We start from the raw sequence: 17,314 nt of genomic DNA, 5'->3' as shown, positions 1-17,314 counted from the left end.
AATTCGCGTGGCGACGTGCTTCGGGCATCGTATTCTGCAAAGGATAATCACTCGTCACCAGCGAGTGACAGACAATGTTAATAATTCCCTTATCAGGATCCCGAAATGAAGAACTTCGTACGCATGGCTTTGCTGGCGGCAACCGTGGCTGGCGCTTCTTTTAGCACGCTTGCAGCAAACGTATCCAATGTACCCGCACCAGCTCAGGACCCGGTAGTTCAGCACCTTAAACTGAGCACTGACCAGGTTGCGCAAATCAAAAAACTGCACCAGCAGCTCGAAACCAACGTTAGCCAGATATCGGTGAAGGATGTTAAAGACGGCGCGTTGATTGACGTCATCAAGTCCGGGAAATGGGATGACGCCGCCGTCAAAAAACAGCTTTCCGCGTTCAGCAATATCGAACAGCAGGCGCGTTATTACCGCGTGAAATACTATTTCGACCTGAACAAAGTACTGACCCCAGAACAGCGCCAGCAGGTGCAAAAAGATATCGCACAGACGCTGAGCGAATAACCGGAAGACTGGCGAGCGACACCATACATAGAAATATAACATGTGATTACATGAAAAATTCAGCATACAAATAACAAAATACCGTATGTGAGTTTGCTTTATAAAATTGACATGTTAGTCTCAAAACAGGACATACATCTCATTTATTTGAGATAATTCTGTGTAGGGTATACACATCAGTGAGTAATCTTGTAACTGTTAAATCAGGCAAGACAATGTTTGAAGTAGTAATTACTTCTTACTTGTCTTGCCTTTTTTTTTGGAGCTGTGAAATGATCATCGAAAAAGTCATGAATAATAATTGTGTGCTGGCATCGATGAGCGGTCAGGAAGTCATCATTTCAGGTCCTGGCGTTGGTTACAATAAAAAAAATGGCATGCCGGTTTCTCCTCACCCAGCTAACCGTTTTTTTTATGTCAGAAGCGAAGAGAAAATTAATTTATATAAACTCATCGAGCGGGTAGATATTGACTATGTTTTTGTTTCTGAGAACATTGTCCGTTATGCAGAGATGAATCTTGACAAGAAGTTAAATCCATCACTTTTGCTTATTCTTGCAGATCATATCTCTAATGCAATTTCTCGATGTACTGCAGGAATTCAAATTAATAATATATTCCTTGATGAGATAAAAGCATTATACAAGTCAGAGTATGCAATCAGCAGGGATGCGCTGTCTATTATCAATGATCATTTTAACATCCAACTTCCGGATGATGAAATTGGCTTCATCGCCTTGCATATTTTAAATAACTATGAAAACACATCTGACTATGAATCGCTCAGGATTGTAGAGTTCTCACAACGAATCACAGATATAATCGAGAAAGTTTACGAAAAAAGGGTAGACCGCAACGCTTTCAACTACTCTCGTTTCATGACCCATTTAAAGTATTTCTCCTGTAGAGTTCTATGTAATGAAAAGATAAAAAATAAAGATATAGGTGACATTTATGAGCACTTCCTGGAGAAGGATTTAATTTTACAGCGTTCTATTATAGAAATAGAAGAGTATTTGAAAACAGTATTTAGCTATGAACTGGCGATGGAAGAGAAACTGTATCTTTCAATTCGCATCAAGGTATTGATGGATTGATTATATTTCACCTTATCACGAGACAGTCAATATGAAACAGAAAAAAGCCTGGAGTTTTTTTCAGAGCCTGGGTAAAGCATTTATGTACCCAATAGCTCTGTTAAGCGTATGCGGTATGATGTTAGGTCTGGGTAGTGGGTTAGCCAGTGAAGAAATGGCTAAATTGATACCTATATTAGGGTTTCCAGTCGTTAAGTCATTCTTAGATTTTATCGTTAACCTGGGGTTATTCGCTTTTGTTAATTTACCGGTACTATTTGCAATCGCTATTCCATTGGGCCTGCTGAAAGAAAAAGAAGATAAAGCATATGGCGCATTCTCTGGTCTGATAGGTTTTATGGCGATGCATTTAGGCACAAATTTTTATCTTAAAACACATGGCCTCCTCGTTCCCACAGACCAGATGTCTACACATGGACAGACTACCATTCTAGGCATTCAGTCATACAACACCAGCGTACTGGGAGGGATTGTCGCCGGATTGATGGTATTCGCAATGTACAAGTGGATCATCAATCTACGCATCCCGGAGTCGTTGGGATTCTATAGCGGCCCGCGCCTGGTGCCAATCATTACGTTAGTTGTCATGAGTGTTTTCGGTATCATCATCCCTTTTGTCTGGCCACCTTTCTTTAATATGTTTATGTTAATCGGCCATTGGATATCCACATCTGGCCCAATAGGCTATTTCTTTTATGCGGTTGCAGAGCGCGTAACAATTCCATTCGGACTAAATCATCTAGTCACATCCGTATTCAGATTCACGCCAATCGGTGGCTCGGCGATCATCAACGGCGAGGAATATTACGGCACCCTCAACATGTTTATGGCTTATGTTAAAGAAAATGCCGTCATTCCCTTAGACCTTGCAGGCAAAATGGAACAGGGCAAGCTAATGATCCAGTACGGTTTAGCTGGCGCAGCTCTTGCGATGTATCAGACCGCTCACGTGCAAAATCGTAAGGCTATTAAAGCTCTTTTAATTTCCGCTGTGCTAACTGTAATTATCGGTGGCGTAAGTGAGCCGATTGAATTTTTATTCCTGTTTGTCAGCCCTATATTATTTGTGTTCCATGCTTTTATGAATGGTTTCGCTAACATGTTTCTACCATATATCGGTGTGAAGATGGGATTTACTGGCGATTTGATCCAATTTATGAGTTTTGGGGTATTACGCGGCACAAGAACCGGTTGGCCTGTAGCGGTCTGCGTAGAAATTGCTTACTTCTTTATTTATTACGCAGTATTTAAATGGACTATTCTCAAATATAACCTGATGACGGTGGGCCGAGAAGATAGTGACCTAGTACCGTCAGCAACGGCAACTGTAACTAACACAGTCGCCCCTATTACACAATCAATAATAAACACTAATACGGTTCCCAATAGTGCAGAAAAGATGGTTGTGGCCCTGGGAGGAAAAGAAAATATTATCTCTCTGGATAACTGCGTTACACGTTTACGCTTGAGCATTAAAAACATGGAAATTATTGATGAGCCTGCGATTAAAAAACAGGGTGGGATAGCTGTGGTCAAACTCGATAAAAACACTCTACAGGTCATTATTGGTACAAAAGTTATCGCTCTACGTAAAGAAATGGACAAATATTTGGAGTCATGCTGATGGATATTTTTAACACTCCCGTTTCACGCACAGGAACGTACTGTACTCAATGGGACTTCTGCGAAGATAGATTCGGCGTAAACGATATTATCCCTTTTTCAATATCAGATATGGACCTACCTATTCCGGACGCAATAACCAGAGCACTCAGGAAAAGACTGGAACACCCAATCCTCGGATATAGTCGCTGGCAACATAGTGAATATCTTAATGCAATATGTGATTGGTATGGTCAAAAGTATGATACAGCAATCGATGTAAACTGGATTAGCTATAGCCCAAGCGTGATGTACTCTATCTCCAGGGCACTAGAGTTGCTAACTAAGTGTGAAGATAATATTCTGATATTCACTCCGTCATACAATGCTTTTTTTGATGTCATCAAAAATAGCGAAAGAAAGCTTCTCTCTTCAACATTGATTAAAGATGGTGATGGTCGATATAACATAGACTGGGATGATTTCAATGCTAAAGCCGAACAAGCAAAGGTAATTTTATTATGTAACCCGCATAATCCAACGGGCAAAGTATGGTCTGAGCATGAGTTAGTTAAAATATCAGAGATCTGCATGAAACATAACTGCTGGTTATTATCTGATGAAATTCACAGCGATTTCACATTTAGTCGCAAATTTTTCTCGGCGCTAAAATTACACTATAACAAAATAGTTGTTTTTAATTCTATCTCTAAAACATTTAATGTCCCGGCCCTAACTGGATCGTATCTTATTACTGCTGATAATGCTTTTAATGAACAATTCAGGCTGATAACTCGTTACCGGGATTTTGTAAACTCACCTTCAGTACTGAATGTTATCGCCACTATTGTTGCCTACAATGAATGTGATACGTGGCTACAAAAATTAAAAACACATCTTCAATCAAACATTGATTTTGCTGTTCATTACGTAAAAGAGAATCTTTCACCTTTGATCCTTAGAGAGTCTGAAGGTTGTTATTTTGCATGGATAGACAGTTCAGAGATTAGTTGTTCATTTGAACATTTTTACTCAAAATTAATCCATGAAGGGAAAGTAGGAATTATGGATGGTCGTGTTTACGGGCCTGGCGGAGAGAATTTTTTACGACTGAATCTGGCATGCAGTAGAGAAAAACTCTATCAGGGATTATGCCGTATATCTTACGTTGTTGATAAAATCAACCAGGAAAATAAAAATGAATAATACTGATATTATCTCTCTGATTAAAAACTTTATGCGTAATGAACAAAAAGCAGTAGAAGAAATAATAAATGCCCCGCTTTCCGAAACTGCAAATCTGGTGAAAGTACTCCAGGCCTGTAGAGGGAAAGTTATCTTTATCGGTGTAGGAAAGTCAGGGATTATTGCTAAGAAATTGGCAGCGACATTTGCTAGCACGGGTACTCCCTCTTTTTTTATTCATGGAACAGAAGCAGTTCATGGCGATCTCGGTATGGTTACCAGCGAAGACGTTGTCATTCTCATATCTAATAGTGGTGAAACAGCAGAACTGTTGGCAACGTTACCGAGTCTGAAAAAGATGAAAAATTTTCTAGTGTCCTTCACGCGAAGCCATACCTCATCGCTGGCAATCTGTTGCGATCTGTCAGTGGAAATCCCAGTAAAAAATGAAGCAGACAGTTTAGGTCTTGCGCCATCGTGCTCTTCAACAGCTGTTCTTGTAATGGGAGATGCCATCGCCCTCGCCCTGTCAGAACTTAAGCAGTTTAGCCGGACCGATTTTGGTTTATTTCACCCAGGAGGTACTCTCGGCATTAAAGCAAACTCATAACTTGTGTCATTTTATTGTAACCGGTCTACGCCATCACAACCTGATGGCGTTCTCTGGTATGGGGTAACAGATATGAAAAATGTATTAATCACCGTCTCCAGTTATTCAGCACGTTGTATTACCGGTTGCAAACTATTGCGCGACAACCAATTTAATCTCATTTTCAAGAATAGCATTAATCATCTTATCCAATCAGATACGTTACGAGAATCTATTGACGCTGTAATTGCCGGAACGGACTGTTATAACGCTAGTATATTTCCTCTTTTGCCAAAACTGAAAATCATCTCAAGATTTGGTACTGGTATCGATAATATAGATACAGGTGCGGCTAAAAGATCAGGGATTGTGGTTAATAATGCCCAAGGCATCAATGCTAATGCGGTCGCTGAATTTGTCATCGGACTTATTTTTTCTGGCCTGAGGAATATTCCTGCAAACCATATGGATATGCAAAACGGTTATTGGGGATACTCGCTGGGAAATGAACTAAATGGTAAACGAGTAGGATTATTGGGTTTTGGCAACATTGCCAAAACGTTAGTTAAGAGGTTGTCCGGCTTTGACATTGAAATTCTCGCCCACGACACATGTCCGGATCGTGAATTGGCTGAAAAAATGGCAGTGAAGATTGTGTCAATTGACGACCTCTTCATGCAATCTAACGTGATTATTGTACTTCTCCCCTATACCTCATCGTTAGAGAACTTTATTAGTCACAAATATCTATCAATGATGAGAAATGGGGCCTTGCTAATCAATGCAGCGCGAGGAAAATTGATCGATGAGCGGGCACTATTGCAAGTGATTGATGAAAGAAATGTATTTGCCGCCCTCGATGTGTTTCAGCATGAACCGTTGCCACAATTCAGCCCCCTGCTACACTCAAGAAATATAATCACGACACCACATATCGCTGCTGCGACGGTTGAGTCATATCACCAGACTGGTATCCATACCGCAAGGTCAGTTATTGACTTTTTTAATGGTAAGCCGATAGAAAACATTTACAGTGACTAAAACGACGAAAGCCTGAATCATTTCTGATTCAGGCTTTCTGAATAGTGGCGGAATGGACGGGACTCGAACCCGCGACCCCCTGCGTGACAGGCAGGTATTCTAACCAACTGAACTACCACTCCGCGTTGTGTTCCGCTTGGGAACGAAGCGAATATTACGGATTGCCTCACGCCTCGTCAACGCTTTTTCTCACGTTTTTTAATCGTTTGCTGCAAAAATCACCCGAATGGTCATTTCCATACGGAAAACGTACAAACTATGCCCGCCAGAGGCAACTTCCGCCTTTCTTCTGCACCAGGTCAAGGCGCGACTCATGGGCCGCTAACTCTTCATCAGTGGCGAAAACAACGCGTAGTTTGCTGGACTGTCGCACAATACGCTGGATCCCCGTGTCATTCTGCTGCTGGCTGTCACCTTCCATTGAGAACGCCATCGTGGTCTGCCCACCGGTCATCATCAGATAAACGTCGGCCAGAATCTGGGCATCGAGCAATGCGCCGTGCAGGGTTCGCTTACTGTTGTCTATTTCATAGCGTGAGCATAACGCATCAAGGCTGTTGCGCTTGCCTGGAAACATTTTCCTCGCCAGCGCCAGGCTATCGGTAATTTTGCAGAATTCGTTTGTCTTCGGAATATCCCGCCTGAGCTTAGCGAATTCGTAATCCATAAAGCCGATATCAAACGATGCGTTATGGATGACCAGCTCCGCACCGCGGATGTAGTCGAGAAACTCATCGGCCACATCGGCAAACGTAGGTTTATCAAGCAGGAATTCGTCTGCGATTCCGTGTACACCAAACGCTTCCGGGTCCACCAGCCGATCCGGTTTCAGGTAAACGTGGAAGTTATTCCCGGTCAGGCGGCGGTTCACCACTTCAACCGCACCGATCTCAATGATCTTGTGGCCTTCGTAGTGGGCGCCAATCTGGTTCATACCGGTGGTTTCGGTATCGAGGACGATCTGTCGTGTAATTCCAGTGCTCATAACGGTCATTTATGTCAGACTTATCGTTTGATTTCGATTTGCTAAAACAGGAAGTCTACCAGAGATGCTTAAACAGGTAGAGATTTTCACCGATGGTTCTTGCCTGGGAAATCCAGGGCCAGGTGGTTATGGGGCGATTTTACGCTATCGCGGGCGCGAAAAAACCTTTAGCGAAGGCTACAACCTCACCACCAATAATCGCATGGAGCTGATGGCGGCAATCGTTGCGCTGGAAGCCCTGAAAGAACAGTGTGAAGTGATACTCAGCACGGACAGCCAGTATGTGCGCCAGGGCATTACGCAGTGGATCCACAACTGGAAGAAGCGCGGCTGGAAAACAGCAGATAAAAAACCAGTGAAGAACGTCGATCTGTGGAAACGTCTGGATACCGCGCTGGGGCCGCATCAAATCAAATGGGAATGGGTTAAAGGCCATGCGGGCCATCCGGAAAACGAACGCTGTGATGAGCTTGCGCGCGCCGCAGCAATGCGTCCCACTCAGGATGATATTGGGTATCAGGCGGAGGCTTAAGCGTCCGGTTTACGGTATTGCCGGGTTGCGCCAACGGCCTGGCGGATAGGCGTTTTGCTTTTATTTTGTTTCATCGGGTTGAGCGTAAGCGGAATGGTTCGCTTACGCGCAACCACCAGTTGCAAACAGCCCAGCGCAGGGATATGGGCGCTTAACATTTTCCCGCCCTTCTTGTTCCAGGGCAGGACATGAAAACGGCTATAGTGCAGTACTTCAAAATTCAGCAATGAGAGCCAGTCCAACTGCCGCATGAGGGTAAACATCCGGCTGTTGTAGGGCGATGTTTTACGCAATACGGGCACCAGTTTACGCAATCCCATCAGACTTACCGGGTTAAAGCCGCTCAGAATCAACCAACCGTCATCAATAAGCACGCGATCGGCTTCATGCAGTAAGCGATGTGGATCGGAACACCACGGCAGCGTATGAGCCAACAAACAAACATCCACGGACTTATCGGCAAAGGGCAGATGTAAAGGATCGGCAGTCACCTGCATGGGAGCGCCTTGCAAAGAAACATTTACCTGATGAGAAACCGCGCACGCTTCAGAATTGATTTCTGCGCTTAAATTACCAATCTTAAGCAGATGAAATCCGTACATTTTTGCGAACCACGGGTTAAGCTGATGCTCCAGCGCCTGACGATAGTGTTCGCCCCAGGGAAAATCATCCCAACTAACGGGCGCTACGACAGTTTGAGGGATCCTTGCCGGTTTCATCACAACCTTCCGTTACGCATTGAGAGGTAATCTATGAATCTTAACAGTATTCCTGCATTTCAGGACAATTACATCTGGGTCCTGTCGAATAATGACAAACATTGTCTGATTGTGGACCCGGGTGAAGCAGCACCTGTTCTGAAAGCTATTGCAGAACATAACTGGGTTCCCGAGGCCATTCTGCTGACACATCATCATCAGGATCACGTGGGCGGCGTGAAAGAACTTCTGCAACATTTCCCACAAATAGCGGTATACGGACCGGCTGAAACGCAAGATAAGGGAACGACGCATATAGTCGAAGATGGCGATATTGCACTCGTTTTGGGGCATGAATTTACTGTAATTGCTACGCCGGGTCACACTTTAGGACATATCTGTTACTTTAGTCACCCTTACCTGTTTTGCGGCGACACGCTCTTCTCCGGTGGCTGCGGTCGGCTTTTTGAAGGCACAGCATCTCAAATGTATCAATCACTTAAAAAAATAAACGCACTTCCTGACGATACATTGATTTGTTGCGCACATGAGTACACATTAGCAAACATGAAGTTTGCCTTAAGCATTCTTCCGCACGATCCGTTCATAAATGAATATTATCGTAAAGTTAATGAGTTACGCGTAAAAAAACAAATGACACTGCCCGTAATTCTGAAAAATGAGCGACGAAATAATCTTTTTTTAAGAACGGAAGATATTGATTTAATTAATGAAATAAATAAAAAAACAATATTGCAACAACCTGAAGAGCGTTTTGCCTGGTTAAGGTCAAAGAAAGATACGTTCTGACAATTGCGGGTTGCCTTTTGAAAACTTCGCCGTTATGATCGGTCGTCTTTTAAGCAACTATTGACACACACATGAAGGCAAAAGCGATATTACTCGCCTCTGTCCTGCTTGTTGGGTGCCAGAATACTGGTAACGTCCAACAACACGCACAGAGCCTTTCTGCAGCTGGTCAAGGGGAAGCAGGAAAGTTTACAAGTCAGGCGCGATGGATGGACGACGGAACATCTATCGCTGCTGAGCAAGATTTGTGGGCTTTCATTGGTGACGAGCTAAAGATGGGAATTCCGGAAAACAACCGGATTCGCGAACAGAAACAGAAGTATTTACGCAATAAGAGCTATCTCCACGATGTAACTTTACGGGCAGAGCCGTATATGTACTGGATAGCCGGGCAAGTTAAGAAACGTAACATGCCAATGGAACTGGTACTACTACCCATAGTGGAGAGCGCTTTTGATCCTCACGCAACGTCTGGCGCCAATGCCGCAGGTATTTGGCAGATCATTCCGAGCACGGGGCGCAATTATGGTTTAAAACAGACCCGCAATTATGATGCACGTCGCGACGTTGTGGCTTCCACCACCGCCGCACTGGACATGATGCAGCGTCTGAACAAAATGTTTGATGGCGACTGGCTGCTGACCGTTGCTGCTTATAATAGCGGTGAAGGTCGTGTCATGAAGGCAATTAAAACGAACAAAGCCCGTGGTAAACCCACTGACTTCTGGTCGTTGCCATTGCCTCAGGAAACGAAGCTATATGTGCCAAAAATGCTGGCATTGAGCGATATACTCAAAAACAGCAAACGCTATGGCGTGCGTCTGCCAACAACAGACGAAAGCCGCGCGTTGGCACGTGTTCGCCTGAGTAGCCCGGTTGAAATGGCTCAGGTTGCCGATATGGCGGGTATTTCCGTCAGCAAGCTGAAAACCTTCAATGCAGGCGTGAAAGGCTCCACGTTGGGTGCCAGCGGTCCGCAATATGTGATGGTGCCAAAGAAGCATGCAGAGAAGCTGCGTGAGTCTCTGGCCTCAGGCGAAATTGCAGCCGTGCAGTCAACGTTGGTTGCGGATAACACGCCGCTGAACAGCCGTAGCTACAAAGTTCGCTCTGGCGATACGCTTTCTGGTGTCGCTTCACGTCTTGGCGTGAGCACCAATGACCTTAAGCAGTGGAATAATCTGCGCGGGTCATCGCTGAAAGTAGGCCAAAATCTGACGGTGGGCGCTGGTACCAGCGCACAGCGACTGGCGAACAACAGCGATAGCATCACCTATCGTGTGCGTAAAGGCGACTCGCTCTCGAGCATTGCCAAACGCCACGGGGTTAACATCAAGGATGTGATGCGCTGGAACAGCGATACGAACAATCTGCAGCCAGGCGATCAGCTAACGTTGTTTGTGAAAAACAGCGGTATGCCGGACTCCTGATAGCATTGTAGAAATGAAGGCACTGGTTTCCCCCCAGTGCCTTTTTTATTTATCCCGCTTTATGTGCTTCAACCATTATCGTGTCGCTGGTAAACGAGCCATCTTCCTGTAACGCAAAATAGGCTTTCACTTCCGCAGAAGCACTTTGTTGGTATACACGGATCGCGTCGCTCAATGCTGCAGGCGTGCGCATCCGCGCCACCCACGAACTGAACTCCAGCGGCAGACGATCGGTTAACAAGGTATCGGCAATCAGATTGGCGTCATTGATTAACGACAGCCATTCTCCGCTGGAATAGTTGCGTACGTGCGAGGTATCGCGTAACGCCTCCACAGTTTGCAACCAGATGTCACGTACAGGATGGCCTGGCGACATCACATCCATCACAATCAGCACGCCGCCGGGCCTCAGAATGCGGTTCACTTCTCGCAACGCACGCCCGACATCATGCCAGTGATGCGCGGAATAGCGGCTAATCACCACGTCAAATACGTTATCTTCAAACGGCAGGCTTTCAGCATAACCCTGCCGTGTGGCGATATTCTCCAGGCCCCTGTCTTTTGCCGCTTCAGTGACCACGTCAAGCATCTGCGACGATAAATCATATGCCACTACCTGCTTTACGTATTGCGCGGCCACAAAGCTGGCGTGCCCCGCTCCGCATCCCATATCCAGCACGCGGGCCTGCGGAAATGCCAGCAACCTTTCCCCCAGACGTTGCAAGTCACGACCAGAGGCGTGCACCGCACTGGTTAAGTAGGCATTAGCCTGAGAGCCAAACTGTTTTTCGACGTTGTCATGATGAGAGCGTGTTGTCATTGTGTTGTCCTTCGGTTGTTGTGAAATATGAAGGGCAACCATCACAGGCCTGCCCTACGGCAGACCTGACACACCGTTATTGTTCAGGTTTGCCGGGACTGAATTCAACGAGTAGCGGGTTGTGGTCGGAGGCGCGGGTGACCAGCACAGAGGCCTCACTCACGTTCAGACCGCGATAGAACACAAAATCGAGAGGACGACCAAACGCACGGCGGCGCTGATCGTCGGTAAAGCGCACCTGGCGCAGCGACATTTCACGCGCAAAGCGGTACAGCGCATTCATCCGTCGACGGCTCCAGGCATTAAAATCGCCAGCCATAATCACCGGACCGCTGTGATGAGCAATCTGATCGCCAATGGGAAGTAACTGCTTACTATAGACATCAACGCCAAGGCTAAAGTTAACCGCGTGGATATTCACCACCATTAACAACCGAGTGTCAGGCAACGGGTACACCGTCACCAGCGCCGATTTCGCCAGCCGTAAAATAGGCTCACGCTCGCGCAATGGGCAGCAGTAAACAGGATGGGCGGAGGAGAGTGTCATAACGCCAGAGGGGTGCTGAGGCAGCACAAAAGCGGGAACCTGGTCGGCAGCGAGATAGTTAGTGGTCGCAAACTGCACCAGTTCTGGCGTGGTTTGCGCTTCCTGCAATAACACCAGATGCGCGTCTTTGCCAAAATTCTTCAGCACCGACTGCCACTCTGCTCGCTGCTGTTTAAAAATATTCCATACCAGCACGCGAATGCGATCTTCACTGCTCAACGGTACGCCTGCGGGTAATGCCTGGCCAATATGCGCAAACGAGCCCGGCGGTAAAATCCGCTCGGCGGGTTGTCCGGCAACATAACGCATGGCATAGGTGTTTTTTCGCACTTTAGACTTTCAAACCTCTGTAACGTCAACCAGTCCGCAGCCGGACTGGTTCTTCTGTTATAGGGATTTTAGCACTCACTTTCAACGAACAATTGCAGTTTGTTTTGTAAGTGGGCGCTTACATCAATGATTTACCCCAGAGCAACGTGCGTGGGCTTATCAAGACGGCCGCTCAGCCCCATCAGCAGGAAAGCCACCAGAACAATAAGTGCGCCAATCCATGGTGTCTGCGCCAACCCATAATGCTCGACCGTTTGTCCGCCAATCACGGAACCCAGTGCAATACCAATGTTAAACGCTGCAATGTTCAGCCCTGACGCCACATCAACAGCATTGGGCGTAAATTGTTCCGCTTTCTGTACCACGTAGACCTGCAACCCCGGTACGTTACCGAAGGCAAAGATCCCCATCACCAGAATGGTAGCCAGCGCGGCGTACTGCGTGGAAGCCGTCAGTTGGAAGACCATCAGCAGAACAAACAGTGCGGCGAAAATGAATTTCAACGCAGGAACCGCACCATGCTTATCCGCCAGCTTACCGCCCCAGATATTGCCGATAGCGACTGATACGCCGTAACCCAGTAAGATCCAGCTCACCGCTGCCGGGGAGAAGCCCGCCAGATCCTGCATCATCGGTGCCAGGAAGGTGAAAGCCGTGAACACACCACCGTAGCCCAATGCCGTAACGGCGTAAATCAGCAACAAACGAGGATGAGTCAGCACTTTCACCTGGTCGCGAATGCTGGCGGCCGCTCGACCAGGAATGTTAGCCGGGATCAGCAGTTGACTACTAATCAGCGCAATCACGCCTAACATTGATACTGCCAGGAAAGTCTCACGCCAGCCAAAGTGCTGGCCGATAAACGTACCCAGCGGCACGCCCGTGACCAACGCAACGGTTAAGCCACCGAACATAATAGCGATAGCGGAAGCCGCTTTTTCTTTTGGCACCAGACTTGTCGCGATAGTGGAACCAATCGAGAAGAATACGCCGTGAGCCAGCCCCGTCAGCAGACGGGCGACAATAAGTGTCATATACCCGGGTGCCTGCCATGCCAGTAAATTCCCCGCCGTAAACAGGACCATCAGCGCGACAAGCAGCTGTTTACGCGGCAGGCTTCCGGTCAGAGCGGTCAGCACTGGTGCGCCAATCGCCACACCCAGCGCATAGATTGAAACCAGCATCCCGGCTGAAGGTAACGAGATCGCCAGTTGTTGAGCGATGGTCGGCACCAGGCCAACAATCACAAACTCAGTCGTGCCAATAGCGAAGGCACTTATTGTTAGTGCAAATAAAGCGAGAGGCATAAATAACTCCGTAACATCAGTAATCAGATGACACGCAGTATGCCGGGATGTTTTAATAACAAAAATATTCAAAATCTCAATATAATTTTGCGTCAGGTGCAAAAATGAAAGCAACCTCTGAAGAACTTGCGATTTTTGTGGCCGTTGTGGAAAGCGGCAGCTTCAGCCGGGCGGCAGAACAACTCGGTCAGGCTAATTCCGCGGTCAGTCGGGCAGTAAAAAAGCTGGAGATGAAATTGGGTGTGAGTCTGCTTAATCGAACTACCCGACAGCTAAGCCTGACTGAAGAAGGAGAACGCTACTTCAGGCGTGTGCAGCAGATACTGCAAGAGATGGCAGCAGCAGAAACGGAAATCATGGAGTCGCGCAATACCCCGCGCGGCCTGCTGCGTATCGACGCGGCAACGCCGGTGATGCTGCATTTCCTGATGCCGCTAATCAGACCGTTCCGTGAGAGATATCCTGAGATGACGTTGTCTCTTGTCTCCTCAGAAACGTTCATCAATCTTATTGAACGAAAAGTGGATGTCGCGATACGAGCAGGTATGCTGACTGACTCGAGCCTGCGTGCGCGTCCGTTGTTTACCAGCTATCGTAAGATTATTGCCTCACCGGACTATATTGCCCGTTTTGGCAAGCCCGAGACCGTCGAACAGTTAAAGCAGCATCTGTGTCTGGGGTTTTCCGAACCCCTTTCACTCAATACCTGGCCGATTGCCCGTAGCGACGGACAGCTCCATGAGGTCGAATGTGGGATTTCTTCCAACAGCGGGGAAACGTTAAAACAGCTTTGCCTGAGCGGCAATGGTATCGCATGTCTTTCAGATTATATGATTGATAAAGAGATCGCGCGGGGAGAACTGGTGGAGCTGCTGGCCGATAAACGTCTGCCGGTAGAAATGCCTTTCAGCGCCGTTTACTACAGCGATCGTGCGGTCAGTACACGCATTCGGGCATTTATAGACTTTTTAAGTGAGTATATAAGAACAGCCCCCGAAGGAGCTGTGAAAGAGGGTTAAAGGTACAGAGGGTCGGGCAATTAATCCCAATCAGGGGCCAGGCCTTCCGGGCTGACAAGACGATCGTTGCAGTCCAGTGCCGCGATCGCTTTTTTATCTTCAGTATCCAGATGCAGGTCCAGCGCCAGCAGGTTGCTTGCCAGGTTTTCACGCTTGGTAGATGAAGGGATCACGGAGTAACCTTCATCCATTGCCCATGCCAGAATAACCTGCGCCGGGGTCGCGTTATGTTTAGCGGCAATACGTGCAATCACTTCATCTTTTAGCGCCTTACCGTAAGCCAGCGTCATGTAAGAGGTGATGTGGATACCGTGCGCTTTAGCCCAGTCAACCACCTTACGACTCTGCAGATACGGAGACAGCTCAATCTGGTTGGTCGCGATATTGTCTGCACCTACTGTAGCAATGGCTTTTTCCATCAGCGGAATAGTGAAGTTTGAGATACCAATTTCGCGAGTCAGCCCCTGCTCTTTCGCTTCAAGCAGCGCCTGCATAAACTCTTCAACGGATACCGCATCGCCCGGAGATGGCCAGTGGATCAGCGTCAAATCAACATAATCCGTACGCAGTTTCTTCAGACTTTCTTTCAGACTTGGGGTCAGTTTGTCTTTGCTGAGATTTTCAATCCAGATCTTGGTGGTGATGTACAACTCGTTACGCGGTACGCCACTTTCGGCAATTGCCTGACCAACAGCCGCTTCATTTTCATAGATTTGCGCAGTGTCGACAGCACGGTAGCCCAGCTCAAGCGCCGTTTTGACAGAAGCGATAACCACGTCGTCTTTCAGGCGAAACGTACCTAAACCAAATGCAGGGATAGTCATAGAATTCCTCTTTTTAATCACTATGTTCGTTAACTGAGAGGATTATGACCATCAGTTCTTTGCCGAAAAAGAGTGAAAAATGCAGAGGATTTTTGCGGATTCAGCAATAATTAAATAGCTGGAAAAGAAAAAGCCCTGAGCGTTAGCTCAGGGCTCTTAATAAGTGGCGGAACGGACGGGACTCGAACCCGCGACCCCCTGCGTGACAGGCAGGTATTCTAACCAACTGAACTACCGCTCCACCGAATTTCTTTGTCACTACCCGGATTATTCATCCCGGTTTACTGCAATTTGATGCCTGGCAGTTCCCTACTCTCGCATGGGGAGACCCCACACTACCATCGGCGCTACGGCGTTTCACTTCTGAGTTCGGCATGGGGTCAGGTGGGACCACCGCGCTACAGCCGCCAGGCAAATTCTGTTTATCAACACACCTCTCGGGTCTGTCGATGTAATCTGTAATCAAGCTGAATTTCGATGTCTCTTTCGCCAAAACATCTTCGGCGTTGTAAGGTTAAGCCTCACGGTTCATTAGTATCGGTTAGCTCAACGTATCGCTACGCTTACACACCCGACCTATCAACGTCGTCGTCTTCAACGTTCCTTCAGGACCCTTAAAGGGTCAGGGAGAACTCATCTCGGGGCAAGTTTCGTGCTTAGATGCTTTCAGCACTTATCTCTTCCGCATTTAGCTACCGGGCAATGCCATTGGCATGACAACCCGAACACCAGTGATGCGTCCACTCCGGTCCTCTCGTACTAGGAGCAGCCCCCCTCAATTCTCCAGCGCCCACGGCAGATAGGGACCGAACTGTCTCACGACGTTCTAAACCCAGCTCGCGTACCACTTTAAATGGCGAACAGCCATACCCTTGGGACCTACTTCAGCCCCAGGATGTGATGAGCCGACATCGAGGTGCCAAACACCGCCGTCGATATGAACTCTTGGGCGGTATCAGCCTGTTATCCCCGGAGTACCTTTTATCCGTTGAGCGATGGCCCTTCCATTCAGAACCACCGGATCACTAAGACCTGCTTTCGCACCTGCTCGAGCCGTCACTCTCGCAGTCAAGCTAGCTTATGCCTTTGCACTAACCTCCTGATGTCCGACCAGGATTAGCTAACCTTCGTGCTCCTCCGTTACTCTTTAGGAGGAGACCGCCCCAGTCAAACTACCCACCAGACACTGTCCGCAACCCGGATTACGGGTCTACGTTAGAACACCAGCCATTAAAGGGTGGTATTTCAAGGTTGGCTCCATGCAGACTGGCGTCCACACTTCAAAGCCTCCCACCTATCCTACACATCAAGGACCAGTGTTCAGTGTCAAGCTATAGTAAAGGTTCACGGGGTCTTTCCGTCTTGCCGCGGGTACACTGCATCTTCACAGCGAGTTCAATTTCACTGAGTCTCGGGTGGAGACAGCCTGGCCATCATTACGCCATTCGTGCAGGTCGGAACTTACCCGACAAGGAATTTCGCTACCTTAGGACCGTTATAGTTACGGCCGCCGTTTACCGGGGCTTCGATCAAGAGCTTCTCCTTACGGATAACCCCATCAATTAACCTTCCGGCACCGGGCAGGCGTCACACCGTATACGTCCACTTTCGTGTTTGCACAGTGCTGTGTTTTTAATAAACAGTTGCAGCCAGCTGGTATCTTCGACTGATTTCAGCTCCATGAGTAAATCACTTCACCTACATATCAGCGTGCCTTCTCCCGAAGTTACGGCACCATTTTGCCTAGTTCCTTCACCCGAGTTCTCTCAAGCGCCTTGGTATTCTCTACCTGACCACCTGTGTCGGTTTGGGGTACGATTTTGTGTTACCTGATGCTTAGAGGCTTTTCCTGGAAGCAGGGCATTTGTTACTTCAGCACCGTAGTGCCTCGTCATCACACCTCAGCGTTAACAAGACTCCGGATTTACCTGGAATCTCCGCCTACATGCTTAAACCGGGACAACCGTCGCCCGGCTAACATA

Annotated in this window: 16 protein-coding genes, 2 tRNA genes, 2 rRNA genes and 1 pseudogene; 11 read left to right on the top strand and 10 right to left on the bottom strand. The window is 47.4% G+C overall.

Annotation, left to right across the window (positions count from 1 at the left end; genetic code table 11):
• Positions 1-105 precede the first annotated feature (105 nt).
• The 7 genes and pseudogenes from WC7_RS21065 (at position 106) to WC7_RS21090 (ending at position 6,030) form a co-directional block, all read left to right on the top strand.
• Positions 106-516: a Spy/CpxP family protein refolding chaperone gene (locus WC7_RS21065; protein ID WP_016151812.1), complete on the top strand. Its 411-nt coding sequence runs from the start codon at positions 106-108 to the stop codon at positions 514-516.
• Positions 517-788: 272 nt separating this feature from the next.
• Positions 789-1,613, top strand: a complete 825-nt coding sequence (locus WC7_RS21070; protein ID WP_016151811.1) for a PRD domain-containing protein — start codon at positions 789-791, stop codon at positions 1,611-1,613.
• Between the two features lie 31 nt (positions 1,614-1,644).
• A pseudogene (locus tag WC7_RS21075) lies at positions 1,645-2,917 on the top strand (PTS transporter subunit EIIC); the annotation flags it as partial.
• Positions 2,890-3,237 (top strand): PTS sugar transporter subunit IIB, encoded by a 348-nt coding sequence (locus tag WC7_RS27290; protein WP_369707924.1) that lies wholly within the window; start codon positions 2,890-2,892, stop codon positions 3,235-3,237. The pseudogene WC7_RS21075 and the gene WC7_RS27290, both read left to right, overlap by 28 nt.
• The gene (locus WC7_RS21080; protein ID WP_016151809.1) at positions 3,237-4,421 is read left to right on the top strand and encodes a MalY/PatB family protein; all 1,185 of its coding nucleotides are present in this window, start codon (positions 3,237-3,239) and stop codon (positions 4,419-4,421) included. Before WC7_RS27290 ends, WC7_RS21080 begins: the two co-directional genes overlap by 1 nt.
• Positions 4,414-5,010 (top strand): KpsF/GutQ family sugar-phosphate isomerase, encoded by a 597-nt coding sequence (locus tag WC7_RS21085; RefSeq protein ID WP_016151808.1) that lies wholly within the window; start codon positions 4,414-4,416, stop codon positions 5,008-5,010. The genes WC7_RS21080 and WC7_RS21085 overlap by 8 nt, the downstream gene beginning before the upstream one ends.
• A 72-nt stretch (positions 5,011-5,082) precedes the next feature.
• Complete coding sequence (locus WC7_RS21090) at positions 5,083-6,030, top strand: phosphoglycerate dehydrogenase (RefSeq protein WP_016151807.1); 948 nt, start codon at positions 5,083-5,085, stop codon at positions 6,028-6,030.
• Between the two features lie 45 nt (positions 6,031-6,075).
• On the opposite strand, the gene WC7_RS21095 is transcribed toward WC7_RS21090, so the two are convergent.
• Positions 6,076-6,152, bottom strand: a tRNA-Asp gene (locus tag WC7_RS21095).
• Between the two features lie 134 nt (positions 6,153-6,286).
• Positions 6,287-7,015, bottom strand: coding sequence for a DNA polymerase III subunit epsilon (gene dnaQ / locus WC7_RS21100; RefSeq protein ID WP_029139417.1), 729 nt, complete (start codon positions 7,013-7,015; stop codon positions 6,287-6,289).
• Positions 7,016-7,079: 64 nt separating this feature from the next.
• On the opposite strand from dnaQ, the gene rnhA reads away from it, so the two are divergent.
• Positions 7,080-7,547, top strand: a complete 468-nt coding sequence (rnhA, locus tag WC7_RS21105) for a ribonuclease HI (RefSeq protein WP_016151805.1) — start codon at positions 7,080-7,082, stop codon at positions 7,545-7,547.
• On the opposite strand, the gene WC7_RS21110 is transcribed toward rnhA, so the two are convergent.
• Positions 7,544-8,266, bottom strand: a complete 723-nt coding sequence (locus WC7_RS21110; RefSeq protein WP_016151804.1) for a class I SAM-dependent methyltransferase — start codon at positions 8,264-8,266, stop codon at positions 7,544-7,546. The two genes, rnhA and WC7_RS21110, sit on opposite strands and share 4 nt — an antisense overlap.
• A 33-nt stretch (positions 8,267-8,299) precedes the next feature.
• On the opposite strand from WC7_RS21110, the gene gloB reads away from it, so the two are divergent.
• On the top strand, positions 8,300-9,055 hold the full coding sequence (gloB, locus tag WC7_RS21115) for a hydroxyacylglutathione hydrolase (RefSeq protein WP_016151803.1): 756 nt from the start codon (positions 8,300-8,302) through the stop codon (positions 9,053-9,055).
• Positions 9,056-9,126: 71 nt separating this feature from the next.
• Positions 9,127-10,485, top strand: a complete 1,359-nt coding sequence (mltD, locus tag WC7_RS21120; protein ID WP_032946955.1) for a murein transglycosylase D — start codon at positions 9,127-9,129, stop codon at positions 10,483-10,485.
• A gap of 49 nt (positions 10,486-10,534) precedes the next feature.
• On the opposite strand, the gene WC7_RS21125 is transcribed toward mltD, so the two are convergent.
• From WC7_RS21125 to WC7_RS21135, 3 genes are all read right to left on the bottom strand, one after another.
• The gene (locus tag WC7_RS21125; protein WP_016151801.1) at positions 10,535-11,305 is read right to left on the bottom strand and encodes a class I SAM-dependent methyltransferase; all 771 of its coding nucleotides are present in this window, start codon (positions 11,303-11,305) and stop codon (positions 10,535-10,537) included.
• Between the two features lie 76 nt (positions 11,306-11,381).
• On the bottom strand, positions 11,382-12,182 hold the full coding sequence (locus WC7_RS21130; protein WP_029139415.1) for an endonuclease/exonuclease/phosphatase family protein: 801 nt from the start codon (positions 12,180-12,182) through the stop codon (positions 11,382-11,384).
• 131 nt (positions 12,183-12,313) lie between these two features.
• Entirely contained in the window at positions 12,314-13,489 is a 1,176-nt protein-coding gene (locus WC7_RS21135; protein WP_016151799.1) for an MFS transporter, read from the bottom strand.
• A 104-nt stretch (positions 13,490-13,593) separates the two neighbouring features.
• Here WC7_RS21135 and yafC point away from each other — a divergent pair, with 104 nt between their 5' ends.
• Positions 13,594-14,508 (top strand): DNA-binding transcriptional regulator YafC, encoded by a 915-nt coding sequence (gene yafC / locus WC7_RS21140; RefSeq protein ID WP_016151798.1) that lies wholly within the window; start codon positions 13,594-13,596, stop codon positions 14,506-14,508.
• Between the two features lie 20 nt (positions 14,509-14,528).
• Here yafC and dkgB read toward each other — a convergent pair whose 3' ends face one another.
• The 4 genes from dkgB to WC7_RS21160 form a co-directional block, all read right to left on the bottom strand.
• Positions 14,529-15,332 carry a 2,5-didehydrogluconate reductase DkgB gene (gene dkgB, locus WC7_RS21145; protein ID WP_016151797.1) on the bottom strand — a complete coding sequence of 268 codons (804 nt, stop codon included), beginning with the start codon at positions 15,330-15,332 and terminating at the stop codon, positions 14,529-14,531.
• A gap of 164 nt (positions 15,333-15,496) precedes the next feature.
• Positions 15,497-15,573: transfer RNA gene (locus tag WC7_RS21150), tRNA-Asp, on the bottom strand.
• A 55-nt stretch (positions 15,574-15,628) separates the two neighbouring features.
• Positions 15,629-15,744, bottom strand: a 5S ribosomal RNA gene (gene rrf / locus WC7_RS21155).
• Positions 15,745-15,842: 98 nt separating this feature from the next.
• Positions 15,843-17,314 (bottom strand): 23S ribosomal RNA (locus tag WC7_RS21160); the annotation flags it as partial.

This window comes from Citrobacter sp. KTE151 (assembly GCF_000398845.1).
In the GTDB taxonomy this organism is placed as follows: domain Bacteria; phylum Pseudomonadota; class Gammaproteobacteria; order Enterobacterales; family Enterobacteriaceae; genus Citrobacter; species Citrobacter braakii.
This window is presented reverse-complemented; position numbering and strand designations above follow the sequence as displayed.